25 protein-coding genes and 1 tRNA gene are annotated in these 26187 nt (G+C 65.2%); 15 read left to right on the top strand and 11 right to left on the bottom strand.

Annotated features, from left to right (window positions below; genetic code table 11):
• The first annotated feature begins 2 nt into the window (after positions 1-2).
• The 8 genes from boxC to aat all read left to right on the top strand — a co-directional run bounded on the left by boxC (position 3) and on the right by aat (position 7430).
• Complete coding sequence (gene boxC, locus AC3FJ6_RS16395; protein ID WP_488772874.1) at positions 3-1679, top strand: 2,3-epoxybenzoyl-CoA dihydrolase; 1677 nt, start codon at positions 3-5, stop codon at positions 1677-1679.
• A 41-nt stretch (positions 1680-1720) separates the two neighbouring features.
• Positions 1721-3145, top strand: coding sequence for a benzoyl-CoA 2,3-epoxidase subunit BoxB (gene boxB / locus AC3FJ6_RS16390; protein ID WP_153948101.1), 1425 nt, complete (start codon positions 1721-1723; stop codon positions 3143-3145).
• 22 nt (positions 3146-3167) lie between these two features.
• Positions 3168-4427 carry a benzoyl-CoA 2,3-epoxidase subunit BoxA gene (gene boxA / locus AC3FJ6_RS16385; RefSeq protein WP_488772873.1) on the top strand — a complete coding sequence of 420 codons (1260 nt, stop codon included), beginning with the start codon at positions 3168-3170 and terminating at the stop codon, positions 4425-4427.
• A gap of 90 nt (positions 4428-4517) precedes the next feature.
• Complete coding sequence (locus AC3FJ6_RS16380) at positions 4518-4907, top strand: MbcA/ParS/Xre antitoxin family protein (protein ID WP_153948099.1); 390 nt, start codon at positions 4518-4520, stop codon at positions 4905-4907.
• Positions 4867-5625, top strand: a complete 759-nt coding sequence (locus AC3FJ6_RS16375) for an RES family NAD+ phosphorylase (RefSeq protein ID WP_488772872.1) — start codon at positions 4867-4869, stop codon at positions 5623-5625. The genes AC3FJ6_RS16380 and AC3FJ6_RS16375 overlap by 41 nt, the downstream gene beginning before the upstream one ends.
• Positions 5626-5764: 139 nt before the next feature.
• Positions 5765-5841 (top strand) — tRNA-Met (locus AC3FJ6_RS16370).
• A 217-nt stretch (positions 5842-6058) separates the two neighbouring features.
• Complete coding sequence (locus AC3FJ6_RS16365) at positions 6059-6643, top strand: NUDIX hydrolase (protein ID WP_488772871.1); 585 nt, start codon at positions 6059-6061, stop codon at positions 6641-6643.
• 34 nt (positions 6644-6677) lie between these two features.
• Positions 6678-7430 carry a leucyl/phenylalanyl-tRNA--protein transferase gene (gene aat / locus AC3FJ6_RS16360; RefSeq protein WP_488772870.1) on the top strand — a complete coding sequence of 251 codons (753 nt, stop codon included), beginning with the start codon at positions 6678-6680 and terminating at the stop codon, positions 7428-7430.
• A gap of 4 nt (positions 7431-7434) precedes the next feature.
• Here aat and AC3FJ6_RS16355 read toward each other — a convergent pair whose 3' ends face one another.
• Positions 7435-8034, bottom strand: coding sequence for a hypothetical protein (locus AC3FJ6_RS16355; protein WP_488772869.1), 600 nt, complete (start codon positions 8032-8034; stop codon positions 7435-7437).
• Positions 8035-8219: 185 nt separating this feature from the next.
• Here AC3FJ6_RS16355 and AC3FJ6_RS16350 point away from each other — a divergent pair, with 185 nt between their 5' ends.
• The 5 genes from AC3FJ6_RS16350 to AC3FJ6_RS16330 all read left to right on the top strand — a co-directional run bounded on the left by AC3FJ6_RS16350 (position 8220) and on the right by AC3FJ6_RS16330 (position 13297).
• Positions 8220-9017, top strand: coding sequence for an arginyltransferase (locus AC3FJ6_RS16350; protein WP_488772868.1), 798 nt, complete (start codon positions 8220-8222; stop codon positions 9015-9017).
• A gap of 96 nt (positions 9018-9113) precedes the next feature.
• The gene (locus AC3FJ6_RS16345; protein ID WP_488772867.1) at positions 9114-10148 is read left to right on the top strand and encodes a quinone-dependent dihydroorotate dehydrogenase; all 1035 of its coding nucleotides are present in this window, start codon (positions 9114-9116) and stop codon (positions 10146-10148) included.
• A gap of 376 nt (positions 10149-10524) precedes the next feature.
• Positions 10525-11505 (top strand): ABC transporter substrate-binding protein, encoded by a 981-nt coding sequence (locus AC3FJ6_RS16340; RefSeq protein WP_488772866.1) that lies wholly within the window; start codon positions 10525-10527, stop codon positions 11503-11505.
• 99 nt (positions 11506-11604) lie between these two features.
• A complete protein-coding gene (locus tag AC3FJ6_RS16335) occupies positions 11605-12501 on the top strand; it encodes an ABC transporter permease (protein WP_029051252.1) in 897 nt (298 codons plus the stop codon).
• A 1-nt stretch (position 12502) separates the two neighbouring features.
• The gene (locus AC3FJ6_RS16330; RefSeq protein ID WP_400393225.1) at positions 12503-13297 is read left to right on the top strand and encodes an ABC transporter ATP-binding protein; all 795 of its coding nucleotides are present in this window, start codon (positions 12503-12505) and stop codon (positions 13295-13297) included.
• A 50-nt stretch (positions 13298-13347) separates the two neighbouring features.
• Here the strand turns inward: AC3FJ6_RS16330 and AC3FJ6_RS16325 are convergent, their stop codons facing one another.
• Genes AC3FJ6_RS16325 through AC3FJ6_RS16315 form a run of 3 tightly spaced genes read right to left on the bottom strand, consistent with a single transcriptional unit; the run spans position 13348 to position 15785 of the window.
• Complete coding sequence (locus AC3FJ6_RS16325) at positions 13348-13614, bottom strand: hypothetical protein (protein WP_153948090.1); 267 nt, start codon at positions 13612-13614, stop codon at positions 13348-13350.
• On the bottom strand, positions 13611-15023 hold the full coding sequence (locus AC3FJ6_RS16320; protein ID WP_488772865.1) for a LutB/LldF family L-lactate oxidation iron-sulfur protein: 1413 nt from the start codon (positions 15021-15023) through the stop codon (positions 13611-13613). The genes AC3FJ6_RS16325 and AC3FJ6_RS16320 overlap by 4 nt, the downstream gene beginning before the upstream one ends.
• A gap of 36 nt (positions 15024-15059) precedes the next feature.
• Entirely contained in the window at positions 15060-15785 is a 726-nt protein-coding gene (locus AC3FJ6_RS16315) for a (Fe-S)-binding protein (RefSeq protein WP_488772864.1), read from the bottom strand.
• A gap of 239 nt (positions 15786-16024) precedes the next feature.
• Here AC3FJ6_RS16315 and AC3FJ6_RS16310 point away from each other — a divergent pair, with 239 nt between their 5' ends.
• Complete coding sequence (locus AC3FJ6_RS16310) at positions 16025-16810, top strand: IclR family transcriptional regulator (protein ID WP_153948087.1); 786 nt, start codon at positions 16025-16027, stop codon at positions 16808-16810.
• 114 nt (positions 16811-16924) lie between these two features.
• Here the strand turns inward: AC3FJ6_RS16310 and pbpG are convergent, their stop codons facing one another.
• From pbpG to AC3FJ6_RS16290, 4 genes are all read right to left on the bottom strand, one after another.
• Positions 16925-18109 carry a D-alanyl-D-alanine endopeptidase gene (gene pbpG, locus AC3FJ6_RS16305; protein ID WP_488772863.1) on the bottom strand — a complete coding sequence of 395 codons (1185 nt, stop codon included), beginning with the start codon at positions 18107-18109 and terminating at the stop codon, positions 16925-16927.
• A 295-nt stretch (positions 18110-18404) separates the two neighbouring features.
• Positions 18405-19100, bottom strand: a complete 696-nt coding sequence (locus AC3FJ6_RS16300; RefSeq protein WP_153948085.1) for a nitroreductase — start codon at positions 19098-19100, stop codon at positions 18405-18407.
• Between the two features lie 25 nt (positions 19101-19125).
• Complete coding sequence (locus AC3FJ6_RS16295) at positions 19126-19569, bottom strand: acyl-CoA thioesterase (protein ID WP_488772862.1); 444 nt, start codon at positions 19567-19569, stop codon at positions 19126-19128.
• Between the two features lie 123 nt (positions 19570-19692).
• Positions 19693-20640, bottom strand: a complete 948-nt coding sequence (locus tag AC3FJ6_RS16290) for a histone deacetylase family protein (RefSeq protein WP_488772861.1) — start codon at positions 20638-20640, stop codon at positions 19693-19695.
• 467 nt (positions 20641-21107) lie between these two features.
• Here AC3FJ6_RS16290 and phaP1 point away from each other — a divergent pair, with 467 nt between their 5' ends.
• Positions 21108-21686, top strand: coding sequence for a TIGR01841 family phasin PhaP1 (gene phaP1 / locus AC3FJ6_RS16285; protein ID WP_400392899.1), 579 nt, complete (start codon positions 21108-21110; stop codon positions 21684-21686).
• Between the two features lie 320 nt (positions 21687-22006).
• Here the strand turns inward: phaP1 and lpdA are convergent, their stop codons facing one another.
• The 3 genes from lpdA to aceF form a co-directional block, all read right to left on the bottom strand.
• The gene (gene lpdA, locus AC3FJ6_RS16280; RefSeq protein ID WP_488772860.1) at positions 22007-23785 is read right to left on the bottom strand and encodes a dihydrolipoyl dehydrogenase; all 1779 of its coding nucleotides are present in this window, start codon (positions 23783-23785) and stop codon (positions 22007-22009) included.
• A 39-nt stretch (positions 23786-23824) separates the two neighbouring features.
• Positions 23825-24457, bottom strand: coding sequence for an Ntn hydrolase family protein (locus AC3FJ6_RS16275; RefSeq protein WP_228770958.1), 633 nt, complete (start codon positions 24455-24457; stop codon positions 23825-23827).
• 63 nt (positions 24458-24520) lie between these two features.
• Positions 24521-26167 carry a dihydrolipoyllysine-residue acetyltransferase gene (gene aceF / locus AC3FJ6_RS16270; RefSeq protein ID WP_488772859.1) on the bottom strand — a complete coding sequence of 549 codons (1647 nt, stop codon included), beginning with the start codon at positions 26165-26167 and terminating at the stop codon, positions 24521-24523.
• Positions 26168-26187: the final 20 nt, after the last annotated feature.

The raw sequence follows: 26187 nt of genomic DNA, 5'->3' as shown, positions 1-26187 counted from the left end.
CCATGTCGACGGATACCGCCACGCCCGCCCCTGCCCCGGTGACCTTCGAGCGCCATCCCGACCAGTATCGCCACTGGAAGCTCACGTTTGATGGCCCGATTGCCACGCTGGCCATGGACGTCGACGAGGACGGCGGCCTGCGGCCCGGGTACACGCTGAAACTCAATTCCTACGACCTGGGCGTGGATATTGAACTGCACGACGCGCTGCAGCGCATCCGCTTCGAACATCCGGAAGTCCGCACCGTGGTGCTCACCAGCGCGAAGGACCGCATCTTCTGCTCGGGCGCCAATATCTTCATGCTGGGCAAATCCAGCCATGCCTGGAAGGTGAACTTCTGCAAGTTCACCAACGAAACGCGCAACGGCATCGAGGATGCCAGCCGCCACTCCGGCATCAGGTTCATCGCGGCCTGCAACGGCACCACCGCCGGCGGCGGCTATGAACTGGCGCTGGCCTGCGACGAAATCGTGCTGATCGACGACCGCTCGTCGGCCGTGAGCCTGCCCGAGGTGCCGCTGCTGGGCGTGTTGCCCGGCACCGGCGGGCTGACACGCGTGACCGACAAGCGCCGCGTGCGCCGCGACCACGCCGACATCTTCTGCCTGACCACCGAAGGCGTGCGCGGCCAGCGCGCCAAGGACTGGCGCCTGGTGGACGATGTGGTCAAGCCCGCCCGCTTCACCGAACACGTGCGCGAACGCGCGCAGGCACTGGCCGCGCAAAGCGACCGGCCCGCCGGCGAGGCCGGCGTGGCGCTGACGCCGCTGGCGCGCCAGACCAGCGACACCGGCTATCGCTATGACACCGTGCGCGTCGACATCGACCGCGACGCGCGCCACGCCACGATCACCGTGAGCGCCCCCACCGGCGAAGCGCCCACGGACGTGGCGAGCATCGTCGCCGCCGGCGCACAGTGGTGGCCGCTGAAGATGGCCCGCGAGCTCGACGACGCCATCCTGACCCTGCGCGCCAACCACCTCGACATCGGCATGTGGATCCTGAAGACCACGGGCGACGCCGCGCAGGTGCTGGCCGCCGATGCCCTGATGGAGGCCCACGCCAGCCACTGGTTCGTGCGCGAGACCATCGGCATGCTGCGCCGGACGCTGGCACGGCTGGATGTATCCTCGCGCAGCCTGTTCGCGCTGGTGGAACCGGGTTCGTGCTTTGCCGGCACGCTGCTGGAACTGGCGCTGGCCGCCGACCGCACCTACATGCTGCATATGCCGGATGCTCCCGGCGAGGCCCCGCACCTGCATGCCGACGCCGCCAATTTTGGCCGATATCCGATGCCGAACGGGCTGACGCGCATCGCCGCACGGTTCTATGAAGAATCCGATGCGCTGGCCGCCGTGCGCGCGCAGGCGGGCCAGCCGCTCGACGGCCCTGCGGCCGAGGCGCTGGGGCTGGTCACGGCCGCGCTGGACGATATCGACTGGGAAGACGAGATCCGCATCGCCATCGAGGAACGCGCAAGCCTGTCGCCCGATGCGCTGACCGGCCTGGAGGCCAACCTGCGCTTCGGGGGCCACGAGACCATGGAAACGCGGATCTTCGGCCGGCTCACGGCCTGGCAGAACTGGATCTTCAACCGCCCCAACGCCGTGGGCGAGCACGGGGCGCTCAAGGTCTTCGGCACCGGCAACAAGGCACGCTTCGACTGGGACCGGGTCTGACCGCCGCCCGCCACCCCTGACAACGATAAATGGAGACCGCGATGAGCATCGACTACAGCCAGAAGATTCCGAACAACGTCAACCTTTCGGAAGACCGCACGCTCCAGCGCGCACTGGAACACTGGCAGCCGGCCTTCCTGGACTGGTGGCGTGACATGGGTCCGGACGGCTCGCACAATTTCGATGTCTATCTGCGCACGGCGGTGTCGGTGGACCCGTCGGGCTGGGCGCACTTTGACCACGTGAAGATGCCGGACTACCGCTGGGGCATCTTCCTGCAACCAGCAGATGCCGAGCGCAAGATCCACTTCGGCGAGCACAAGGGCGAGGCGGCCTGGCAGGAAGTGCCCGGCGAGCACCGCGCCAACCTGCGGCGCATCATCGTCACGCAGGGCGACACCGAGCCCGCGTCGGTGGAGCAGCAGCGCCACCTGGGCCTGACCGCGCCATCGCTCTATGACCTGCGCAACCTGTTCCAGGTCAATGTGGAGGAAGGGCGCCACCTGTGGGCCATGGTGTACCTGCTGCACCGCCACTTCGGCCGCGACGGCCGCGAGGAAGCCGAGGCGCTGCTGGGCCGACGCTCCGGCGACGAGGACAACCCGCGCATCCTGGGCGCCTTCAACGAACGCACGCCCGACTGGCTGTCGTTCTTCATGTTCACGTACTTCACCGACCGCGACGGCAAGTTCCAGCTTTGCGCGCTGGCCGAATCAGGCTTCGATCCGCTGGCGCGCACCACGCGCTTCATGCTGACCGAGGAAGCCCACCACATGTTCGTGGGGGAATCGGGTGTGTCGCGCGTGATCCAGCGCACCTGCGAGGTCATGCGCGAGCGCGACATCCAGGACCCGGCCGACGTGCGCGCCGCCGGCGTGATCGACCTGGAAACCATCCAGCGTTATCTGAATTTCCACTACAGCGTGACGATCGACCTGTTCGGCGCGGACCAGTCGTCCAACGCCGCCACGTTCTACAGCGCCGGCCTCAAGGGCCGCTTCGAGGAAGGCAAGCGCGCCGACGATCACGTGCTCAAGGGGGACGTGTACCGTATCCTGGAAGTCCGGGACGGCAAGCTGGCCGAGCGCGAGGTGCCGATGCTCAACGCGCTGAACGAGGTGCTGCGGGACGACTACATCAAGGATTCCGTGGGCGGGGTGGCGCGCTGGAACAAGGTGATCGAGAAAGCCGGCATTCCGTTCCGGCTGACGGTGCCGCACAAGGCGTTCAACCGCAAGATCGGCACGTTCGCAAACCTGCATGTGTCGCCCACCGGCGATGTGATCGGCGAAGCCGAGTGGCACGCCAACAAGGACAAGTGGCTGGCCACCGACGCGGACCGCAGGTACGTGGCATCGCTGATGGGCCGGGTCGTCGAGCCGGGCAAGTTCGCCAACTGGATCGCCCCGCCCGCCATCGGCATCAACCGCCAGCCGGTGGACTTCGAATACGTCCGCTTCAACTGAATTTGCGAAGGAACCGACGATCATGGGCGCCGCCGACATCATCAAGCAACATCTGATCGATCCGGAAATCTGCATTCGCTGCAACACCTGCGAAGACACCTGCCCGATCGATGCCATCACCCACGACGACCGCAACTACGTGGTCAAGGCCGACGTCTGCAACGGCTGCGGCGCATGCCTGTCGCCCTGCCCCACCGGCGCCATCGACAACTGGCGCACCATGTTCAAGGGGCAGGCCTACACGATCGAGGCGCAGCTGGGCTGGGACGAACTGCCCGCCGAGGTACCCCTGACCGATGCGGTGATCGATGCCGCCATCGACGCCGCGGCAGCCGCCGACCAGGCAATTGGCGAGGCCGTGGCATCGAGCAAGCCGGTGACGATGCAGGCCGTGGAAACCAGCCGCCATACCTCGCCCAAGGCGCCGTGGTCGGCGGCACATCCGTACGTCAACCTTCATGGGGTCCGCGAACCCTTGACCGCCACGGTGGCCGGCAACTACCGGTTGACCGAGGCCGATGCGTCGAGCGATATCCACCATATCGTGCTGGACTTCGGCAATCAGTTCTTTCCGGTGCTGGAAGGCCAGGCCATCGGCATCATCCCGCCTGGCACCGATGCGTCAGGCAAGCCCCATTACATCCGCATGTACTCGGTGGCCAGTCCGCGCGATGGCGAGCGCCCCGGCTACAACAACCTGGCGCTGACCGTGAAGCGCGTGGACACCGACCACGACGGTAATCCGGTCAGTGGCGTGGCCTCCAATTTTCTGTGTGACCTGAGCAAGGGCGACACAGTGCAGGTCGTCGGCCCGTTCGGCAACACGTTCCTGATGCCGAACCACCGCGAGGCCAGCGTCATGATGGTCTGCACCGGGACGGGATCGGCCCCGATGCGCGCCATGACGGAGCGGATGCGGCGCAACATGAACCACTTCACCGGCCGCCGCCTGCTGTTCTTCGGCGCCCGCAACCGGCGCGAACTGCCGTACTTCGGCCCGCTGCTGAAGCTGCCCAAGGATTTCCTGGACATCCACTTCGCGTTGTCGCGCGACCCCGAGGTGCCCCGCCGCTATGTGCAGGATGCGATACGCGACGCCGGCGCCAATGTCGCCGCACTGCTTGGCGACCCGCATGGCTACGTCTACATCTGCGGGCTCAAGGGCATGGAGGAAGGCGTGCTTGAGGCATTTTCCGAGGTATGCGCGACGGCGGGGCTGTCGTGGGCCGAGGTCGAGACCCGCCTGCGCGCCGAAGGCCGGCTGCACATCGAAACCTATTGACCGGGAGTGTCCGGAACGGGCTCGATTTGCGACTTCCCAACTGAAACCTGCCGCCTATAATGTTTCTCAAGAAACAGGAGACGATAGGCGATGCAATCGAGGCAGATCCCCGAGACTGCGCCCGCCGGCAGCCCTGACGCCGGCGTGACGCTGACCAAGGCAGTGATGCGCGCGGCCGGCTTCCTGGGCATCAGCCAGGCCATCGTCGCCAGCGTGCTCGGCATCAGCACCGCGTCGGTATCCCGCATGGCCTCCGGCGGCTATGTGCTCGACACGCATCGCAAGGAATGGGAATTCGCCGTCCTGTTCGTCCGCCTGTTCCGGTCGCTGGACGCTATCCTCGGCCATGAGGAGCAGGCGCGACTCTGGCTGACCCACGACAACATCGCGCTTGGCGGCAAGCCGCTGGAGCTGATCCGCACCACCGAGGGCCTCGTTCGTGTCGTTCACTACCTGGACGCCACCCGCGGTCGCATCTGAGCGCAAGCTGTTCGCGCTCACGCTCTGGCGGGCCGTTGAAGCCCAGCATGTTGTCTCGACCATGCCCCTGGTTGACACCCTCGAAGAGCAGGCCGTCCTGGAAGCGGTGATCGATGCCGGCAAACCCGTCGTCCCCCCCGACGCACGCGCCCTGCACTACCTGATCTTCACGCCATTCCGCTATCCGACCACCGAATGGGGCTCGCGCTTCCGGGGTGGCCAGGACCCCGGCGTGTTCTACGGCGCGGAATCGATCCGTACCGCCTGCGCCGAACTGGGCTACTGGCGCTGGCGCTTCCTGATGGACTGCCCCGCCCTGCCCCGCATCGATGCACGCGCACAGACGCTGTTCCAGGTGGGTGTCCGCAGCGATGGCGTGGCACTGGACGTCCTGCCCTTCGCGCAGGACGCCGCGCAGTGGATGCACCCGGGCGAATACGGTCCCTGCCAGGCCTTCGCGCGCATTGCCCGGGAAGCCGGTGTCGGCCTGATCCGCTACACGTCGGTGCGCGATTCCGAGCCAGGCATCGGCGTGGCCGTGCTGACGCCGCGCGCGTTCGACCCGCCACAACCGCTGGCCACCACCACGTGGATGCTCACGGTGCGCCACGACCGCGTGATCTGGCAACGCGATGACCTGCGACAGCGCGACAGCTTCGAATTCGAAAGTACCCGCTGGCCGCCGCATCGCACAAGTGAATATCCCCCACCGGCCTGAACGCCCCGCCGCGAAAACGCTCCAATAGATCAGGCAGGTCAGGTGCAGCATGCATGCGCCTGATGGGCTGCCATCGCAGAACTTTTAAGTTTCTGTTGCAATGCGAAAACAGGTCACCTATAATCACAGCTTCGACGGACGCGGGGTGGAGCAGTCTGGCAGCTCGTCGGGCTCATAACCCGAAGGTCGCAGGTTCAAATCCTGCCCCCGCAACCAACCGATCATCATGGATCGGAACCGTCAAGCAGTCACACAGCAAACCCGCCAAACCGGCGGGTTTTTTGTTTCGCATCCCGGCCCCGCCACGCTGCATGTCAGGCGCGGTGCACCATCTGCGCACCATAAGCGCGTTGGGGGCGGGACATCACGCAGCCGCCAAAGCGAGTCTCCGGCGCGGTGATACACTTGCCCCCATTCTTCCCGGACGCCTCCCATGAAATTCTGCTCGAACTGTGGTCATGCGGTTGTGCTGCGCGTGCCCGAAGGCGACAACCGCCCGCGCAGCATGTGCGATAACTGCGGCACCATCCACTACGTCAACCCGCGCAACGTCGTGGGCACGATTCCGGTCTGGGAAGACAAGATCCTGATCTGCAAGCGCGCCATCGAGCCGCGCTACGGATTCTGGACCTTGCCCGCTGGCTTCATGGAAATTGGCGAAACTACGGCCCAGGCTGCGTCTCGCGAGACGCTCGAAGAAGCCGGCGCACGCGTGGAAGTGGGCGAGCTGTTCTCGATGCTCAACGTGCCGCATGTGCATCAGGTGCATATGTTCTACCTGGCCAAACTGAACGACCTGGACATCGCCCCGGGCGAAGAAAGCCTGGAGGTCAAGCTCGTCGATGAAGCCGACGTGCCGTGGGACGACCTGGCCTTCCCGACCGTGATCCACACGCTCCGCTGCTTCTTTGCCGACCGCGCCGCAGGCAGGATCGCCGCCGGCGACTTCCGTCTGCACACGCTCGATATCGACAAGCCGATGCGGCCGCTGACCAGCCGCGCCACCGTCACACCGTAACCGCGACCCAGGCGGCCCCGCCCATCTTCCCGGCATGATTACCTGGCTCGACCCGCAGGATCCGTTTCCGCCGGTCGAGCGCGCGCTCGGCCCCGCCAGCGACGCGCCCGGACTGCTCGCGGCCAGCCGCGACCTGACCCCGCAACGCCTGCTGCTGGCGTATCGCCAGGGCATCTTCCCGTGGTACTCCGAAGGCCAGCCCGTGCTGTGGTGGAGCACCGATCCGCGCATGGTACTGGTGCCGGCCGCGCTCAAGGTTTCGCCTTCGTTCCGCAAGACCCTCCGGCGCGTGCTGCGCGATCCCGACTGGGAAATCCGCGTCGACGACAACTTCACGGCGGTCATGCGCGCCTGCGCCATGACGCCGCGCGACGGCCAGCTCGGCACATGGATCACGAACGAGATCATCGCCGCGTACGCCGCCCTGCACCGGCTGGACCTGGCGCATTCCGTCGAGGCCTGGTACCGGGGCGAGCGCGTGGGCGGCCTGTATGGCGTGGCGCTGGGACGCATGTTCTACGGGGAATCGATGTTCGCGCATCGGACCGATGCCTCGAAGATCGCGCTGGCGGCACTCTGTGCCTTCCTGGAACGCCACGGCGTGGCCATGATCGATTGCCAGCAGGAAACCGACCACCTTGCATCGCTTGGCGCGGCGCCGATCCCGCGCGCCGACTTTATCGCGCATGTGCGGGCAGCGGCAGCCTCTGCCACGATCGAGCCATGGCATTTCGACAAGGGCGAACTGCGCCGCTGGACTGGCGCGACCGGTAACGGCGCCGCATGAGCCGTCACTTGCCGGCCTTTCCTTCGAGCCGGCCCAGACGGACGTTGATGCCGCCGACGTCCTTTTCCAGCCCGGCCAGGCGCTGATTGGTTTCATCGAGGCGCCGGTTCGTGGCGTCGATCTTGTCGCCGAGGCGGGCTTCCAGGCCCTTTAATCCCCCGGTCAGCTTGTTGTCCAGCCCCGCGACTTCCCCGCTGAGCTTTCCATCCAGCGCCACGATTTCCCCGCTGAGCTTTCCATCCAGCGCCACGATTTCCCCGCTGAGCTTCCTGTCCAGCCCCGCGATTTCTCCGCTGAGCTTCCTGTCCAGCCCCGCGACTTCCCCGCTGAGCTTCCTGTCCAGCGACGCGATTTCGCCACTGAGCCGCTTGTCCATTTGCGACATCGTGGACACGACGGCCCGAATCTCGGTTTTCAACATGTCGCCGTAGACCGTGCGCTGGTAATCGAGGATGCCGAACAATGCGGCAAGCAACCCGAGACCGACGCCAGCCACCGTAGCGATGTCCGCGTAGCGCGTCCACCGCCCGACCGGGTGGGCAGCGACCAGCGTCGCGCCGGACTGCGTCCTTGCCGAACCTTCCTCGAAGGGCATGGATGCCATGATGTGCTCCTGAAGTATCAGAGAGCCCATCGTAGAAAGCCGCCGCGCTGAAAACAATGCGAGGAATCTCAAAATGCTGGCCGCCCTGCCAATTCCGCTTGCAGACGTGCCCCAATGGGCTCTGATAGACTGCCACTCAGACCGGCAATGCCGGCGTCCGACGCGCCGCCCCCTCATTCGACGTCATGAGCGAGCTCAAGGAACTACCGCTCTCCGCGCTGCAGTTTTATGCGACGGCGCCGTACGCTTGCAGCTATCTGGAAGGCCGCATGGCCCGCTCGCAGGTGGCCACCCCCGCCCACCTGATCAACGCCGATGTCTACTCGCGGCTGGTGCGGGCGGGGTTTCGCCGCAGCGGCATCTTCACATACCGTCCCTACTGCGACGAATGCCGCGCCTGCACGCCGTGCCGGGTGCTGGTGGACCAGTTCGAGCCCGACCGCAGCCAGCGTCGCGCGTGGAAGCAGCACCAGGGCCTGCAGGCGCTGGTGGCGCCGCTGACCTACGTGGAAGAACACTACGCGCTGTACCTGCTCTACCAGTCGATGCGCCATGCGGGCGGCGGCATGGACCAGGACAGCCGCGACCAGTACGAGCAGTTCCTGCTGCAAAGCCGTGTCAATTCCCGGCTGGTGGAGTTCCGCGAGCCGGCTGGTTCGCCCGAGGCAGGCAAGCTGCGCATGGTAAGCATGATCGATGTGCTCGACGATGGACTGTCGTCGGTCTACACGTTCTACGACCCGCTGGTGACCGGCACCAGCTATGGCACCTACAACATCCTCTGGCAGATCAATGAGACCCGCGAGCTGGGCCTGCCGCATCTGTACCTGGGATACTGGATTGCGGACAGCCGCAAGATGGCCTACAAGGCGCGCTTCCAGCCGCTGCAGGTCCTGACCGGCAACCAGTGGCACGCGTTCAAGGGCACGCCCGCCTCGCCGGAGCCGCCATCGTCGGCCAATCCCGGCCCGGCACAGGAATAAGCGCCCGAGCCGGCCGGAATTGGCAGCAAATGCGGCCTGAACGGCTACAATGCCGCCCTGATTCCGACTCCTCTCCGGCTCCGGCCGCGCCCATCCGTGCTCAACGCGCTCTATCCCCTGTTTCGCCCCGCCCTGTTCTCCATGGACGCGGAGGATGCCCACCATTTCACGCTGAACAACCTGATGCGCGCCAAGCGCATGGGCCTGGCCGGCTGCATCGGCAACAGCATCGCCGACGACCCGCGCACCGTGATGGGCGTGCGCTTTCCGAACCCGGTGGGCCTGGCCGCGGGGCTGGACAAGGACGGGGCCTATATCGACGGGCTGGCCGCGTTCGGCTTTGGCTTTATCGAAGTGGGCACCGTCACGCCGCGCGCCCAGGCCGGCAATCCGCGTCCGCGCATGTTCCGCCTGCCCCAGGCCGATGCGCTGATCAACCGCATGGGCTTCAACAATGGCGGCGTGGATGCGTTCATCCGCAACGTGCAGGCGTCTCGCTGGAAGGCCGAAGGCGGCGTGCTGGGCCTGAACATCGGCAAGAACGCCGATACGCCGATCGAACGCGCGGCCGACGACTACCTGTACTGCCTGGAGCGCGTCTATCCGCACGCCAGCTACGTGACGGTGAACATTTCGTCGCCCAACACCAAGAACCTGCGCCAGCTGCAGGGCGCCAGCGAGCTGGACGGCCTGCTGTCCACGCTCAAGGCGGCCCAGCAGCGCCTGGCCGACCAGCACAAGCGGTACGTGCCGGTGGCGCTGAAGATCGCGCCCGATCTCGATGACGACCAGATCCGCAATATCGGCGATGCCCTGGTCCGCCACGGTATCGACGGCGTGATCGCCACCAACACCACCATCTCGCGCGACGCCGTCCAGGGCCTGCCCCATGCCGACGAAGCCGGAGGCCTGTCCGGCCGTCCTGTCTTCGAGGCATCGACGCGCGTGGTACGTGAACTGCGCCGCGTCGTTGGCAATGATCTGCCAATTATTGGCGTGGGCGGCATCTTCGACGGCGCCGGCGCGCGCGCCAAAATCGATGCCGGCGCGCAACTGGTACAGGTCTACAGCGGCTTGATTTACCGCGGCCCGACGCTGGTCCGCGACTGCGCCGCCGCCCTGCGCCGGTAGGCTGCGAACGGTATCGCGGGGGCGTCCGCCCCGTGTCGGTCATCGGGCGCATTCACGCGAAAAATGGCAATCTCGCGCAATATCTTGCGGCACACCCTTCTTTGGAAGGTGTTTTTCGGCAGGATATGGCGCGATGCAGCACCAAAAGCGAACCCAGCAGGGGCCGAAAATGGTATGCTCGCAGGCTTCGCGCCGTCGTATCCGATGAGATCACGCGCGTGCCCGTACCTGCCGCCGGGCGCGCCGCGTCCGCATATGGACCGCCGGGCAGCCCCGCAGACGCCCTTTCGGCCTGCCGGCGCCCGTCAGGACGGCTGTCGTACCGTTTGCGGCTGACTGACTGAAAAGCACCGAACCTTCGGGGGAGAACAATTACATGCTGCGTTTCAAGGCATCCACCACCCAGTCCATCCTCGGCAGCGCAGTGGCGCTGGCCCTGCTCTACGGCGGCGCCGTGCAGGCCCAGACGGCCACCGTGAAGGTCCTGTCGATCGTGGACCATCCCGCGCTCGACGCCATCCGCGATGGCGTGCGCGAAGAGCTGAAGACTGCCGGCTACGACGCCGACAAGAACCTGAAGTGGGAATACCAGAGCGCCCAGGGCAACACGGGCACCGCCGCCCAGATCGCCCGCAAGTTCGTGGGCGACCAGCCGAGCGCGATCGTGGCCATCGCCACGCCGTCGGCCCAGGCCGTGGTAGCCGCCACCAAGACCGTGCCCGTGGTGTACTCGGGCGTGACCGATCCGGTGGCCGCGCAACTGGTGAAGAGCTGGGGCGCGACGGGCACCAACGTGACCGGCGTGTCGGACAAGCTGGCGCTGGACAAGCAGGTGTCGCTGATCAAGCGCGTGGTGCCCAAGGCCAAGACCGTCGGCATGGTCTACAACCCCGGTGAAGCCAACTCGGTGGTGGTGGTCAAGGAACTGAAGGATCTGCTGGCCAAGCAGGGCATGTCGCTGAAGGAAGCCGCCGCACCGCGCACGGTGGATATCGGCCCGGCCGCCAAGAGCCTGATCGGCAAGGTCGACGTGATCTATACGAACACCGACAACAACGTGGTGTCGGCCTACGAATCGCTGGTCAAGGTGGCCAACGAATCGAAGATTCCGCTGGTGGCTTCCGATACCGACAGCGTCAAGCGTGGCGCCATCGCCGCGCTGGGCATCAACTACGGCGATCTCGGCCATCAGACCGGCAAGGTCGTGGTACGCATCCTGAAGGGCGAGAAGCCGGGCGCGATTGCCTCGCAGACGTCGGACAACCTCGAGTTGTTCGTGAACACGGGCGCCGCCGAGAAGCAGGGCGTCACGCTGTCGCCGGACCTGGTCAAGGAAGCCAAGACCGTCATCAAGTAATACCGCCGATGCCGCGCGCCCTACCCTGTGGCGCGCGGTGCGAAGCGCCCCCAATGGCCCTATCCGGGCCAGCCGGACGGCCTGCAAAGGATTTCCCCCATGTCCCTCTTTTCCCTGCTGGGCGCCCTGGAGATCGGCCTGATCTTCAGCCTCGTGGCGCTCGGGGTGCTGATCTCGTTCCGCATCCTCAATTTTCCCGATCTGACCGTTGACGGCAGCTTTCCGCTCGGTGGCGCCGTCGCCGCCACGCTGATCTCCGCCGGACAGGACCCGTTCATTGCCACGGTGGTTGCCATCGTGGCCGGCGCCATGGCCGGCTGGATCACCGGCTGGCTCAACGTGCGCCTGAAGATCATGGACCTGCTGGCCAGTATCCTGATGATGATCGCGCTGTACTCGGTCAACCTGCGCATCATGGGCCGCCCCAATGTGCCGCTGATCACCGAGCCGACGATCTTCACGATCCTGCAGCCCGAATGGATGCCCGACTACGTGCTGCGCCCGCTGGTGCTGTTCGTGGTGGTGGTCATCGCCAAGCTCGCGCTGGACTGGTTCTTCTCGTCGCAGCTTGGCCTGGCCATGCGTGCCACCGGCGCCAATCCGCGCATGGCGCGCGCCCAGGGCGTGCCTACCGGCCGCGCCACGCTGGCCGGCATGGCGCTGTCGAATGCGCTGGTGGCCCTGGCCGGTGCCTTGTTCGCCCAGACGCAGGGCGGATCGGACATCTCGATGGGTATCGGCACGATCGTGATCGGCCTGGCCGCGGTGATCATCGGCGAAACCATCATCCCGGCGCGACGCCTGGTCTACGTGACGCTGGCCGTGGTGGTGGGCGCCATCCTGTACCGCTTCTTCATCGCGCTGGCGCTCAATTCCGAGTTCATCGGCCTCAAGGCACAGGATCTGAACCTGGTGACCGCTGCGCTGGTGACGCTGGCGCTGGTGCTGCCGGCCACGCGCAAGAAGCTGTTCGCCCGCAAGAACGGAGGTGCCTGAGATGCTGCGCGCTGAAAACCTGAAGCTCACCTTCAACCCGGGCACGCCGATCGAAAACCGGGCCCTGCGCGGCCTGAGCCTGGAAATCCCGGCCGGCCAGTTCGTGGCCGTGATCGGGTCCAACGGTGCCGGCAAGTCGACCTTCCTGAACGCCGTCAGCGGCGACACGATGGTCGATAGCGGCCGCATCATGATCGACGACACCGACGTCACGCGCCAGCCCGCCTGGGATCGCGCACACCTGGTGGCCCGCGTGTTCCAGGACCCGATGGCCGGTACCTGCGAGGCGCTGACGATCGAGGAAAACATGGCGCTGGCCATGGCACGTGGCTCGCGCCGCGGTTTCCGTCCGGCACTGAACAAGGCGTCGCGCGAACAATTTCGCGACAAGCTGCGCCTGCTGAACCTGGGCCTGGAAAACCGCCTGACCGACCGCATCGGGCTGCTGTCGGGCGGCCAGCGCCAGGCGGTGAGCCTGCTGATGGCATCGCTGCAGCCCTCGCGCATCCTGCTGCTCGATGAGCACACAGCGGCGCTGGACCCCAAGACGGCCGCATTCGTGCTGGAACTGACCGCGCGCATCGTCGAGGAAAGCAGGCTGACGACGATGATGGTCACCCACTCGATGCGCCAGGCGCTGGACTACGGCCAGCGCACCGTGATGCTGCACCAGGGCCAGGTGGTGCTCGATGTGTCGGGCGACCAGCGCAAGGGCCTGGATGTGCCCGACCTGCTCAAGATGTTCGAGCAGACGCGGCATGAGCAACTCGACGACGACGCGCTGCTGCTGGGGTGAGCCAGCCTCCCCTCTCCCGCATGCGTGAGAGGGGACGTGCACTCAGCCATTCAAACCGTCGCGGCCTTGTCCAGCCAGCGTTGGAGCTGATCGGTCACCGCCGTGCTCGAAAACGAACAGCTGTCCTGCGCGAAGACCGCCGCCATCTCCATGCGACGTAGCAATTCCTCCATGGCTTGCCCGAACACGGGCGGCAGCGTCAGCGACGGCGCCGCAGCGCGCCACCGGGCGATCAGCTCACCGGCCGGCAGCGTGCCGGCCAGATGGGCCTCCAGAGCCTGACGCATGACGGCCAGCGTTTCCTGATTGGCGCTCATGAACGCGCCCTCCTTTCCTTGTATAGCTCGCGGAACGTGCGGCCGCTCGGGGCTGGCATGTCGCGTGTTTCGGTCCAGCCCTTGCCTGCCATTGGCAGACTGGCAATCAGCTTGCTGCGGCCGCCCATGCGTGACAGCATACGCGCACCCATGCGGGTGACAAAGGCGTACAGGTCCGGGCGCCGGGCCACATAGCCCCAGACCTGCAGCGCCACACGCTCCTGCCACGGGCGCAGGTGGCGCTCCATCTGCTTCTCGCGCAGCTTGCGCAGCAGGTCGGACAGCGGAATCGATGCAGGGCACACCCGGTTGCATTCGCCACACAGCGTGGCGGCCTGCGGCAGGTCCACCGCATTGGCCAGGCCGACATAGCTCGGCGTCAGCACGCTGCCCATCGGGCCGGGATAGACCCAGCCGTACGCATGGCCGCCAATCTTCTGGTACACGGGGCAGTGGTTCATGCAGGCGCCGCAACGGATGCAGCGCAGCATCTCCTGGAATTCGCCGCCGATCAGCCCGCTACGGCCGCCATCGACCAGCACGAAGTACATATGCTCGGGGCCATCGCGCTCGCCCTCGGCACGCGGCCCCGTCAGCATCGAAAAGTAGTTCGAGATCGCCTGGCCCGTGGCCGAGCGCGGCAGCAGCCGCATCACGGTGGCCAGGTCTTCCAGCGTTGGCAATACCTTCTCGATACCCGTCACGGCCACGTGCACGCGCGGCATGATGGTGCACATGCCCTCGTTGCCTTCGTTCGTGACCACGGCCACCGAGCCGGTCTCGGCGATGATGAAATTGCCGCCCGTCACGCCCATGTCGGCGGACAGGAACTCGGGCCGCAGCACTTCGCGCGCCTCGCGCGTCATTTCGGGAATGTCGGTCAGGCGCGGCTTGTTGTGGACCTTGGCGAACAGGTCGGCAATCTCGTCCTTGTCCTTGTGGATCACCGGCGCAATGATGTGCGACGGCGGCTCGGCATCGTTGATCTGCAGGATGTACTCGCCCAGATCGGTCTCGATGCTCTGCACGCCCATCTCGCCCAGCACCTGGTTCAGGCGCATTTCCTCGGTCACCATCGACTTGCTCTTGATGACCTTCTTCACGCCGTGCTTCTGGGCGATCTCGGCGACCAGCCTGGCGGCGTCGGCCGTGGTCTCGGCAAACAGCACCGTGGCGCCACGTTTAGTCGCATTTTCTTCAAAAGTCGCGAGCCAGACGTCGAGATTTTCGAGGGCGCGGTTGCGGCGCTCTTTCAGCGCGGCCCGCGTGGCATCGAAGTCGATGTCGAGAATGGCGTCGGCACGGGCCGTCACGAACTTTGTCGACAGCTTCTTGAGGTTCTGCTGCAGGCGCTGATCGGCCAGCTTCTGCCCGGCGCGCGCCTTGAATTCCATGCTGTGCACTTGCATCGTGGGGGCTCTCCTGAAATTTCGCGCTGTCAGGCGTCAGGCGTCGCCAGCCAGCACCTGCGCGATATGAAGCACGCGCGTCTGTGCATCGCCCGAGCGGCGCAGCCGGCCTTCGATATTGAGCATGCAGCCCAGGTCGCCCAGCACCACCGCGTCGGCGCCGCTGGCCTTGATGTTGGCGCATTTCTCGTCGACGATCGCCGTGGAGATGTTGCCGTACTTGACCGAGAAGGTACCGCCAAACCCGCAGCAGGCCTCGCAGTCCTTCATCTCGGTCAACTGCACGTTCGGCAGCTTGCCCAGCAAGGCGCGCGGCTGCTGCTTGACGCCCAGTTCGCGCAGGCCCGAGCACGAATCGTGATAGGTAACGTGGCCGGCAAAGGCGGAATCGAGCTTGTCGAGCTTCGCCACGTTGACCAGGAAATCGGTCAGTTCGAACACGCGTTCGCGCAGCCGCTCGTAGCGGCCGTTCAACTCGGGATCGTCGCGCAGCAGGTCGTGGTAGTGGTGGCGGATCATGCCGCCGCAGGAGCCGGACGGCACCACCACGTAGTCGAACATCTCGAATTCACGCAGGAATTTCTCGGCCAGATCCCGCGATACGGCGCGCTCGCCCGAGTTGTACGCGGGCTGCCCGCAGCAGGTCTGCGCCTCGGGCACCATCACCTCGTAGCCGGCCGATTCCAGCAGCTTCAGCACCGAAAACCCGATTTCCGGGCGCATGAGGTCCACCAGACAGGTGGCGAACAGTCCGATTCGCATGGTTTTTTCTTTATCCAGACCCGGAAACCCCGTGATTATGCCCCTTTGCCCTGCCGCTGCGGGCATCCGGCGCCGCAATCCTGTTCATCTGGCGATGCAAAGCGGCTCATCCCACGCCAGGCGCCCGGACGCCTCAATCGAGGGAAATCTCGAAAATCACGTTTCACCTGTTGAAATTTTCACGATGCGAGATAGAATCAGGCAAACGCTTAATTTGCCGCACGGCAACATTTTTCCACATGGCAGAAGCAGACAAGTCACCCGGCAAGACCTCGATCCAGGTGATCGAGCGCATGATGACGCTGCTGGACGCGCTCGCCCAGCACGCGGACCCCGTCAGCCTGAAAGAGCTGTCGCTGGCCACCGGCCTGCACCCGTCCACCGCGCACCGCATCCTGAACGACATGGTGGCGTGCCGCTTTGTCGACCGGTCCGATCCCGGCAGCTACCGGCTTGGCATGCGGCTGCTGGAGCTGGGCAACCTGGTCAAGGCACGGCTTTCGGTACGTGATGCGGCGCTGGCGCCGATGCGCGCGCTGCACCGCGTGACGGGGCAGACCGTGAACCTGTCGGTGCGCCAGGGCGACGAGATCGTCTACATCGAACGCGCCTACAGCGAACGCTCCGGCATGCAGGTCGTGCGCGCGATCGGTGGCCGCGCCCCGCTGCACCTGACATCGGTAGGCAAGCTGTTCCTGGCCGCCGACGAAGCCACGCGGGTGCGCACCTATGCCACGCGCACCGGCCTGGCTGGCCATACGCGCACTTCGATCACGGAGCTGGCCAAGCTCGAACGCGAACTGAGCTGGGTGCGCTCGAACGGCTATGCGCGTGACAACGAGGAACTGGAACTGGGCGTGCGCTGCATTGCCGCGGGCATCTATGACGATTCCCGCCGGCTCGTCGCCGGCCTGTCGCTGTCGGCCCCGGCCGATCGGCTGCAGGACAGCTGGCTGCAGAATCTCAAGGAGACCGCGCTGCAGATTTCGCGCGGCATGGGCTACGTGCCCGAGCCCGCCGCCTGACCTGCACCGCCATCGTCGGCCAGACGGCCACGTGGGCCACGTCGGCCTGGCAAAAAAGAACGCGCCGGGGGTCTGAACCCCACGGCGCGTTTTCCATGGCGCAATGGCTACCGTTCAGGTGCCATGCGACTGCTGCGATACCAGGACCGCCGCAGGGGATCTAGGACCCTGCGTAAGATTGGGCGTTGACGGGAAAGGGCGCTGCTGGCCCCCTGCCGACGGAGGTTGGTGCTCAAGCCAGTTGCGCACGCGCGTGGCGTCGGCAAAGCGCGACAGCTTGCCCACCGAATCCAGGAACACCATCACCACGTTGCGATCGTTCACACGGGTCTGCATGACCAGGCACTGGCCGGCTTCGGAGATATACCCGGTCTTCTGCAGGCCGATATCCCAGCTGCCGCCACGGACGAGACGGTTGGTGCTGACATAGTGCATCGTCCGGCCCGACACGCTGACCTCGTGCTCCGGCTGCGTCGAGAATTCGCGGATGGTCGGGTTGCGGTAAGCGGCGTTGACCAGGCGGGCCAGGTCCATCGCGCTCGACACATTGCTGCTGGACAGGCCGCTGGAATCGACGAAGTGACTGTCGTTCATGCCCAGTTCGCGCGCCTTCTTGTTCATCGCCCCGACGAAGGCCGGCAGGCCGCCCGGGTAGCTGCGGCCCAGCACCGACGCGGCGCGGTTTTCCGAAGACATCAGCGCCAGCAGCAGCATCTCGTGGCGCGTCAGCGTCGTGCCGAAGCGCAGGCGCGAGCTGCTGTGCTTCTCGTTGTCGCGGTCGTCCTCGGTCACCGTCAGCATTTCATCCATCGGCAGGTGCGAATCCATCACCACCAGCGCGGTCATCAGCTTGGTGATCGAGGCAATCGGCAGCACCGCGGTCGGATTTTTCTGGAACAGCACCTCGTTGGTGTTCTGGTCCATGACCAGCGCCACCGACGAACGCAGCGACAGCGCGTCCTCGGTATCGCGCAGGCCCATCGCCTCGCCCAACGACGGTTTGGCCGGCACGAACGCGGCGCGCACCGGCGCCGCACGGCTGGCCACCACGGTGCGCTTGCCGTTCCTGACGACAATCACCTTTCGGGGAGACGCCTCCGCCTTCGCAGAAGCCACCTTTTTGATGGGTTTTGCGGACTTTTCGGTCTTTTTGGAGGAAGTTTTCGTCGCAGTCGACTTCGTCGATGCGTACGCTGCCGGCGCGGCCAGCAGGGCAACGGACACCAGCGCCGAAGTGGCGATAGCGGTCAGTTGGGGAAGGCCAAAGAGTCGGGACATGAAGGAATCGGTCCGGAACATGATCTGTTCAGCGCGAATACGGAATGGCGCTAGTGTAGGAAATTAAGAAATTCTTAGCAAGATTAATGACTTACAGCGGCTCTTTAAAGCTTCATTCGCAAACATTTCCGCATTGCGGTAAAAGAGCCAGATAAATCACATCACTGCTAACGCAAATACAACAGTTTTTGACTTGCTGCGTCTCAGGCGTCACGCCGTCGTCGTCGGCCACGGGGCACGTCAAGACGCCTTGTATCGTGCCGGCTCCTGTCGATAACGGTCTGCATGGCGGAATCCTGATATCTGTCAGGGCAATTCAGGAGAGGAAACGCACGAACCCACTGACCGGTTCACGTTCGGTTGTCAATTGATTGGCTGTCGCCCCCGGGTCTGCATACCCCAGCGACATGCCGCACACCACCATTTCCTCCTCGGTCAGCAACAGGTGCTGCTTGATGATTGCGTGGAACTGCGTGAACGCCGCCTGGGGGCAGGTATCGAGCCCGCGTGCGCGCGCAGCCACCATGATGCTTTGCAGGAACATGCCGTAATCAAGCCAGCTGCCCTGCTCCATGATCCGGTCGATCGTGAAAATCAGGCCGACCGGCGCATCGAAGAAGCGGAAGTTGCGGGCGTGCTGCTCGTGCATGCGCGCCTTGTCCTCGCGCTTGATCTCCAGCAGGCTGTACAGATCCCAGCCGACCTTGCGGCGGCGCGACAGGTACGGGTCGACCCACTCGCGCGGATAGTATGGATATTCTTCGCGGTACTTGGCGTCGCGCTCGGGGTCGTCGTAAGCGGCCAGCACATCTGCGCAGAAGCGCGCCTTGGCATCGCCCGCCAGTACGTAGACCTTCCAGGGCTGCGTATTCGTGCCCGACGGCGCCCGACTGGCGACCGCAAGAATGTCCTCGATGGTCTCGCGCGGCACCGGTGTATCCAGGAACGCGCGAACCGAACGGCGTGTCGTGATGGCGCGATCTACAATCGCGGCGTCATCTGCGTGCGACATGCTCTGGGGTCTCCTCAAGTCTTGTTCATTCTGGCTGGCCAACGGCCAGCGCCTGCAATGCCTGGCGCAGCGCCGGCGGCAACGCCACCGGCCTGCGCGTTTCGCGATCCACGTACACGTGCACGAAATGCCCCTGCGCCGCCGCCACATCCTCATCGTTGCGGAACAGCCCCACTTCGTAGCGCACGCTGGAATTGCCCAGCTTCGCCACGCGCAGGCCCGCCATAACCGTGTCGGGAAAGCTCAGCGACGAGAAGTAGTTGCACTGCGTTTCGATGACGAGGCCAATCGTCGCACCGGCTTCGATGTCGAGCACGCCTTCCCGGATCAGGTACGCATTCACGACGGTATCAAAGTAACTGTAGTAGACAACGTTGTTCACGTGGCCATACACATCGTTATCCATCCAACGCGTCGTGATGGGCTGGAAGTGCGCGTACGCACGACGGCGATCGGGTTCAGGCTTCATCGGAATCGGTTCGGGACATCGTTGAGCGAAACGGGATCAGCGCCGTAACAGCCACATGCAAGGACCGTATGAGCGCACGGTATGTCACAAGGTTCCAAATTTTTTACGATGCAACGAAGCGCGTCATGCGGCCGCTGCCGACATGGGCGACGCAAGACCGGCATCCCCTGCGCCGTACCGGGTGTGACAGGCCGCTGCCAGCGCGACGGTTTGCGTGTGCACAGCCACGGTGTTTTCGATCTGGTTGCCATAGCCGCCCGCCATCGCGACGGCGATCGGCAGCCGCTGCGACAAGGCAAAGTCGAACACCATGCTGTCGCGCCGGGCCAGGCCTGCCATTGTCAGCCGCAGGCGTCCCAGCCGGTCGTCTTCATGCGGATCGGCACCAGCCAGGTAGATCAGCAGATCGGGAGCAAAGCGCGCCTGCAGCGTTTCGAGCGCACCGGCCAGCGCTGCGGCATAGGTGTCGTCGTCGCAGCCATCGGGCAGCCCGACATCGAGATCGCTGGCTTCCTTGCGGAACGGGTAGTTCTTCTCGCCGTGGAGCGACAGCGTGAACACCGTCGGGTCGTCGCGCAGGATCGACGCCGTGCCGTTGCCCTGGTGGACATCGAGATCGATCACGGCCACGCGCCGCACCTGGCCATCGCACTGCAACTGGCGCGCGGCGATGGCAGCGTCGTTGAACACGCAGAAGCCACCCCCCTTGTCGGCGTAGGCGTGGTGCGTGCCGCCAGCCAGGTTGACCGCGATGCCCTGCGTCAGCGCGGTGCGGCACGCAGCAATCGTGGCGCCGGCGGACCGGCGCGAACGCTCCACCATGTCGTGCGACCAGGGGAAGCCAATTTCGCGCTGCCGCGCCGGGTCCAGCCGCCCTGCCGACACATCGGCGATGTAGTCGGCCGAATGGGCCAGCGCCAAGGCATCGTCATCCGCGCGCGGTGCTTCATGCAGTTCAAGCCCCGGCACCTGGCGCACCACGGCATCGCGCAGCATGCTGTACTTGCGCATGGGAAAGCGATGCCCAGGGGGCAACGGCAGGACGAAGTGGTCGGCGTAGAAGGCAAACATCTGGGCGCTTGGGGGTCGGGGCGCTGGAGGCATGGTCGACAAGTGACGCGTTGCAGTCATTTCCCGACCGGACAGTCAGCGATGGTAGCACCGTCTCCAGCGCCCGGCCCGTGCCGATGACGCAGGCGTGTGAAACGCCCGTTTTTCTCGCATCGCACCACCTCCGCGACATCCTTCCGGATCGGGAAAAACCCTTATCCATGGCGGGATAGTGGCCCGCGATGCCCTTCCCTGGCGCATTCCGCCAGTATTTTTGGTGCGCCGCACAAAAACCGCTTGACACCCAATCTGTCTTGCTTAGAATTGGAATTGTTGCGGCGCATCAAAGACCGAAAGAATCTCGGAAAACGCCGACAGACATACGAAGGTACGCTCGGGCTGGCCAGACACTGAAGTCATGGCTCTGACATCTGGGCGGCTTAATTTTACTTTTGCTTGACCTTGAAGTTCACCACTGGAGACCAGCAATGATCCTGACCCCGGAACAAGTTGCAGCTGCACAAAAAGCCAACCTCGAGACCCTGTTCGGTCTGACCTCGAAGGCCTTCGAAGGCGTCGAGAAGCTCGTTGAGCTGAACCTGCAAGTGGTCAAGGCCACGTTCGCCGAGAACGTCGACAACGCCAAGAAGGCCCTTGGCGCCAAGGATGCACAGGAACTGCTGGCCATCCAGGCTTCGCTGGTGCAGCCGGTTGCCGAAAAGACCCTGGCCTACACCCGTCACCTGTACGAAATCGCTTCGGAAACCCAAAGCGAGTTCACGAAGGTTGCCGAAGCCCAGCTGGCCGAAGGCACGAAGAACGTGCAGACCCTGGTCGACAACTTCGCCAAGAATGCCCCGGCCGGTTCGGAATCGACCGTTGCCATCGTGAAGTCGGCCATCTCGGCTGCCAACAACGCCTACGAATCGGTCCAGAAGGCCACCAAGCAGGCTGTTGAAATGGCCGAAAGCAACTTCCAGGCTGCTGCAACCGCCGCGACCAAGGCTGCCCAGCAAGCCAGCGCCACGGCCCGCACCGCCGCCAAGAAGCCGACGGCTGCTGCCTAAGCACCGTAGCTCCAGCGTACCGGCTTCGGCCGGTCCGTTGGCAAAGCATCCTCGCTTTGCGCCTCCAGCATGGGTGCTTTGCCAACGGCAAGCGTAGACAAGACGCGGTGCCATCGCCCCCCGCACCGTCTATCGCCCTGTACCGATGTCTCCTCGGTACCGATTCCAAAAGGTATCGTTCGGCCCGGCCCTGCAAGCAGGTAGCCGGGCGTTTTTTTGCCCGCTCGCTGCCGCAAGGATGGCTTGGCGGTTAATTGAATAATCAGGCAAAAAAAAGAAACCCGCCGATGGGCGGGCTTCTTCGGTGCGGGCAAGGCCGATCAACGCTTGCGCGGCGGCGGCACGTCCGTGCAGACGCCTTCGTAGATCTCGGCGGCCATGCCGATCGATTCGCCCAACGTCGGGTGCGGGTGGATCGTCTTGCCGATATCCACGGCATCGGCGCCCATCTCGATGGCCAGGCACACTTCGCTGATCAGGTCGCCCGCATGGGTGCCGACGATGCCGCCACCGATGATGCGATGGGTTTCCTCGTCGAAAATCAGCTTGGTGAAGCCCTCGTCACGCCCATTGGCGATGGCACGGCCCGACGCGGCCCACGGGAACACGCCCTTGCCGTACTTGATGCCCTGCGCCTTGCACTGGTCTTCGGTCAGGCCGGCCCAGGCCACTTCCGGATCGGTATAGGCCACCGATGGAATCTGCTTGACGTCGAAGTATGCCTTCTCGCCATGGGCCGCCTCGGCGGCCACGTGCGCCTCGTGCACGGCCTTGTGCGCCAGCATCGGCTGGCCAACGATGTCGCCAATCGCGAAGATGTGCGGCACATTGGTACGCAGCTGCTTGTCGACGTCGATGAAGCCACGGTCGGTCACGGCCACGCCTGCCTTCTCGGCGCCAATCTTCTTGCCGTTCGGCGTCCGGCCCACCGACACCAGCACGGCGTCGTAGCGCACCGGTTCGGCCGGGGCACCCTCGCCTTCGAACTTGACGTAGATGCCGTCCGGCCTGGCTTCCACGCCGACCGTCTTGGTCTTCAGCATCACGTTGTCGAAGCGATGCTTGTTCATCTTGTCCCAGACCTTGACCAGGTCGCGGTCGGCGCCCTGCATCAGCCCGTCGAGCATTTCCACCACGTCGATGCGCGCGCCCAGCGTGCTGTAGACGGTGGCCATTTCCAGGCCGATGATGCCGCCGCCGATCACGAGCATCTTGTTCGGGATGTCGCGCAGTTCCAGCGCGCCGGTCGAATCGAAGATACGCGGGTCTTCGGGGATGAACGGCAGCTTCACGGCCTGGCTGCCGGCCGCGATGATCGCCTTCTCGAAGCGGATCACGGTCTTCTTGCCCGTGGTGGCCTTGGCGTCACCTTCGGTTTCCTGCACTTCGAGGTGATGCGGGTCCAGGAACGTGCCGATACCACGCACCACCTGAACCTTGCGCGACTTGGCCATGCCGGCCAGCCCGCCGGTCAGCTTGCTGACCACCGATTCCTTGTAGTGCCGCAGGCCATCCAGGTCGATCTTGGCTTCGCCGAACAGGATGCCGTGCGCGGCCAGGGCCTTGGCCTCGTCGATCACGGCCGCGTTGTGCAGCAGTGCCTTCGACGGGATGCAGCCCACGTTCAGGCAGACGCCGCCCAGCGAGCCGTAACGCTCGACCAGCACCGTGTTCATGCCCAGATCGGCCGAACGGAAGGCGGCCGAGTAGCCGCCGGGGCCGGCGCCCAGCACCAGCATGTCGCACTGGATGTCGGCGCTGCCGCTGTGTTTGGCGGCCGTGGGGGCTGCCGCCGGCGCAGCGGCCGCAGCGGGGGCCGGGGCAGGTGCCGCGGCGGGTGCCGGCGCCGGGGCGGCGGCCGCGCCGCCTTCCACCGTGCAGATCACCGTGCCCTTGGCCACCTTGTCGCCCACCTTCACCTTGACGTCCACCACCTTGCCGGCGGCCGACGACGGCACTTCCATGCTGGCCTTGTCGCTTTCCAGCACGATCAGCGACTGCTCTTCCTCGACCGTGTCGCCGGCCTTGACCAGCACCTCGATCACTTCCACCGCGTCGAAATCGCCGATATCCGGCACCTTGACTTCGATCACACTCATGCTTTTCCTCCTGGGATGCGCGCCCTGCCCGCTCCGGGCTCAGGCCGCGTCGTCTTTGTTGGTTGCCGCGCCGCCGGGCTGCTGGGGCGTCTCATGGGGTGCCGCAAGAATCTTCACCGTGTGCACGTCGATCGGGCCAGCCGAGCTCTTGTCGAATTCGATTCCCGCGTCGACCCCGATCCGCGCAATATCGCCGGCGCCCAGTTCGGGCCGGTCGTACACCGCGTGCATGGCCCCGAGCGCATAGTTGCGGCCCGAGCCGATGCCCCAGAAACGGTCGAACGAAAACACCTCGCGGTAGGAATACACGCCAAAGATCCCGCCCGGATTTGCGATCAGGCAAACGATCTGCGATGACTCGTAAGGGTCGTCCTCGTCTTCCTTGGTGTTGATGAAGTACTCGTTCTTGAGCTTTTCATGCACCTTGAGGAAGGTCCGGAACACGTCGTCGCGGGTCATCAGGCGGCATTCGTCGCCCATGCCCGTCAACAGCGCGCGCATGACCGGGAAATGCGCGGTGGTGCCCGCCAGCGCGACGAAACTCTCGCCCACGGGAATCACCTTCTGGTTGCGCTCGTAGGCACGCGACAGCCGCGTATCGCCGAACGTCACCAGCGCATCGGCCGCGATCGCCACCTCGTCACCCTTGCGTACGACAACGCAGGTAGTCATGGCTCGCCCCTTTGAATCTGTGCGGACAATCCCGCCGGACCCGCCGGCGGGTTGCTTCGGTACTTAGAGAAGGATCCGGCGGAAATCCGCCAGCAGTGCCGCAAAGTACGTATTGAAGCGCGCGGCCTCGGCGCCGTCGATCACGCGGTGATCCCACGACAGCGACAGCGGCAGCGTCAGGCGCGGCGCGAACTGCTTGCCGTCCCAGACCGGCTTCATGTACGACTTGCACACGCCCATGATGGCCACTTCCGGCGCGTTGATGATCGGCGTGAAGTAGGTGCCGCCAATGCCACCCAGCGACGAGATCGAGAAGCAGCCGCCCTGCATCTGGTCCGGCTTCAGCTTGCCGTCGCGCGCCAGCTTGGCCAGCTCGCCCATTTCCTGGCTGATCTCGATCACGCCCTTCTTGTCGGCGTCCTTGATCACCGGCACGACCAGGCCGTTCGGCGTGTCGGCGGCGAAACCGATGTTGAAGTACTTCTTCAGCACCAGGTTGTCGCCGTCCAGCGATGCGTTGAAGTTCGGGAACTTCTTCAGCGCCGCCACGGTGGCCTTGATCATGAACGCGAGCATCGTGACCTTGATGCCAGCCTTCTCGTTTTCCTTGTTCAGCTGCACGCGGAACGCTTCCAGGTCCGTGATATCCGCCTCGTCGCAGTTCGTGACGTGGGGGATCATCACCCAGTTGCGGTGCAGGTTGGCGCCCGAGATCTTCTTGATGCGCGACAGCGGCTTCGATTCCACTTCGCCGAAGCGCGTGAAATCGACCTTCGGCCACGGCAGCAGGTCCAGGCCGACGCCGGAGCCGCCGCCGGCAGCCACCGCCGGGGCAGCGGTCTGGCCCGACATCACGCCCTTGACGAAGGTCTGCACGTCCTGCTGGGTGATACGGCCCTTCGGACCGGTGCCCGGTACGCGTGCCACGTCCACACCCAGTTCACGTGCGAACTTGCGCACGGACGGGCTGGCGTGGGCGGCCTTGCCGGTCACGCCCTGGGCCGGCGCAGCGGCCGGGGCCGGGGCCGGGGCCGGAGCGGGGGCGGCGGCAGCCGGCGCGGGTGCCGGTGCAGCCGCAGCCGGGGCGGCAGCGGGTGCTGCGGCCGGCGCCGGGGCTGCGGCGGCGCCGCCAGCAGCTTCCAGGATCAGGATCAGCGTGCCTTCGGACACGTTGTCGCCCACCTTGACCTTGACTTCCTTGACGGTGCCACCCTGCGGGGCCGGCACGTCCATCGTGGCCTTGTCGGACTCCAGCGTCACCAGTGCGTCTTCGGCGTTGATCTGGTCGCCCGGCTTCACGTGCACTTCGATGACGGGAACGGCGTCGTAGTCGCCGATGTCCGGCACCTTGACCTCGACCGTGCCACCGCCAGCCGGCGCGGCTGCGGGAGCGGGAGCAGGCGCCGGGGCCGCGGCGGCAGGCGCCGGGGCGGCGGCCGGAGCCGGAGCAGGCGCCGCTGCGGCGGCGCCGGCAGGCTCCAGCATGACCAGGACGGTGCCCTCGGTCACGTTGTCGCCCACCTTGATCTTGACTTCCTTGACCGTGCCGGCCTGCGGCGACGGTACGTCCATCGTGGCCTTGTCCGATTCCAGCGTGACCAGCGCGTCTTCCGCGTTGATCTGGTCGCCCGGCTTCACATGCACTTCGATGACGGGAACGGCGTCGTAGTCGCCGATGTCCGGCACCTTGATTTCAATCGCTTGACTCATTCAGTGTCTCTCCTGGGCAG

It is taken from the genome of Cupriavidus sp. 94F1 (assembly GCF_057798875.1).
Note: the sequence above shows the minus strand (reverse complement) of the source record. Positions and strands in the feature narration are given on the sequence as shown.

Excerpts from the sequence above, each read along its gene's own strand:
- boxC (WP_488772874.1), top strand. The coding sequence starts at position 3 with ATGTCGACGGATACCGCCACGCCCGCCCCTGCCCCGGTGACCTTCGAG.
- boxB (WP_153948101.1), top strand. The coding sequence starts at position 1,721 with ATGAGCATCGACTACAGCCAGAAGATTCCGAACAACGTCAACCTTTCG.
- boxA (WP_488772873.1), top strand. The coding sequence starts at position 3,168 with ATGGGCGCCGCCGACATCATCAAGCAACATCTGATCGATCCGGAAATC.
- AC3FJ6_RS16380 (WP_153948099.1), top strand. The coding sequence starts at position 4,518 with ATGCAATCGAGGCAGATCCCCGAGACTGCGCCCGCCGGCAGCCCTGAC.
- AC3FJ6_RS16365 (WP_488772871.1), top strand. The coding sequence starts at position 6,059 with ATGAAATTCTGCTCGAACTGTGGTCATGCGGTTGTGCTGCGCGTGCCC.
- aat (WP_488772870.1), top strand. The coding sequence starts at position 6,678 with ATGATTACCTGGCTCGACCCGCAGGATCCGTTTCCGCCGGTCGAGCGC.
- AC3FJ6_RS16355 (WP_488772869.1), bottom strand. The coding sequence starts at position 8,034 with ATGGCATCCATGCCCTTCGAGGAAGGTTCGGCAAGGACGCAGTCCGGC.
- AC3FJ6_RS16350 (WP_488772868.1), top strand. The coding sequence starts at position 8,220 with ATGAGCGAGCTCAAGGAACTACCGCTCTCCGCGCTGCAGTTTTATGCG.
- AC3FJ6_RS16340 (WP_488772866.1), top strand. The coding sequence starts at position 10,525 with ATGCTGCGTTTCAAGGCATCCACCACCCAGTCCATCCTCGGCAGCGCA.
- AC3FJ6_RS16335 (WP_029051252.1), top strand. The coding sequence starts at position 11,605 with ATGTCCCTCTTTTCCCTGCTGGGCGCCCTGGAGATCGGCCTGATCTTC.
- AC3FJ6_RS16330 (WP_400393225.1), top strand. The coding sequence starts at position 12,503 with ATGCTGCGCGCTGAAAACCTGAAGCTCACCTTCAACCCGGGCACGCCG.
- AC3FJ6_RS16325 (WP_153948090.1), bottom strand. The coding sequence starts at position 13,614 with ATGAGCGCCAATCAGGAAACGCTGGCCGTCATGCGTCAGGCTCTGGAG.
- AC3FJ6_RS16320 (WP_488772865.1), bottom strand. The coding sequence starts at position 15,023 with ATGCAAGTGCACAGCATGGAATTCAAGGCGCGCGCCGGGCAGAAGCTG.
- AC3FJ6_RS16315 (WP_488772864.1), bottom strand. The coding sequence starts at position 15,785 with ATGCGAATCGGACTGTTCGCCACCTGTCTGGTGGACCTCATGCGCCCG.
- AC3FJ6_RS16310 (WP_153948087.1), top strand. The coding sequence starts at position 16,025 with ATGGCAGAAGCAGACAAGTCACCCGGCAAGACCTCGATCCAGGTGATC.
- pbpG (WP_488772863.1), bottom strand. The coding sequence starts at position 18,109 with ATGTTCCGGACCGATTCCTTCATGTCCCGACTCTTTGGCCTTCCCCAA.
- AC3FJ6_RS16300 (WP_153948085.1), bottom strand. The coding sequence starts at position 19,100 with ATGTCGCACGCAGATGACGCCGCGATTGTAGATCGCGCCATCACGACA.
- AC3FJ6_RS16295 (WP_488772862.1), bottom strand. The coding sequence starts at position 19,569 with ATGAAGCCTGAACCCGATCGCCGTCGTGCGTACGCGCACTTCCAGCCC.
- AC3FJ6_RS16290 (WP_488772861.1), bottom strand. The coding sequence starts at position 20,640 with ATGTTTGCCTTCTACGCCGACCACTTCGTCCTGCCGTTGCCCCCTGGG.
- phaP1 (WP_400392899.1), top strand. The coding sequence starts at position 21,108 with ATGATCCTGACCCCGGAACAAGTTGCAGCTGCACAAAAAGCCAACCTC.
- lpdA (WP_488772860.1), bottom strand. The coding sequence starts at position 23,785 with ATGAGTGTGATCGAAGTCAAGGTGCCGGATATCGGCGATTTCGACGCG.
- AC3FJ6_RS16275 (WP_228770958.1), bottom strand. The coding sequence starts at position 24,457 with ATGACTACCTGCGTTGTCGTACGCAAGGGTGACGAGGTGGCGATCGCG.
- aceF (WP_488772859.1), bottom strand. The coding sequence starts at position 26,167 with ATGAGTCAAGCGATTGAAATCAAGGTGCCGGACATCGGCGACTACGAC.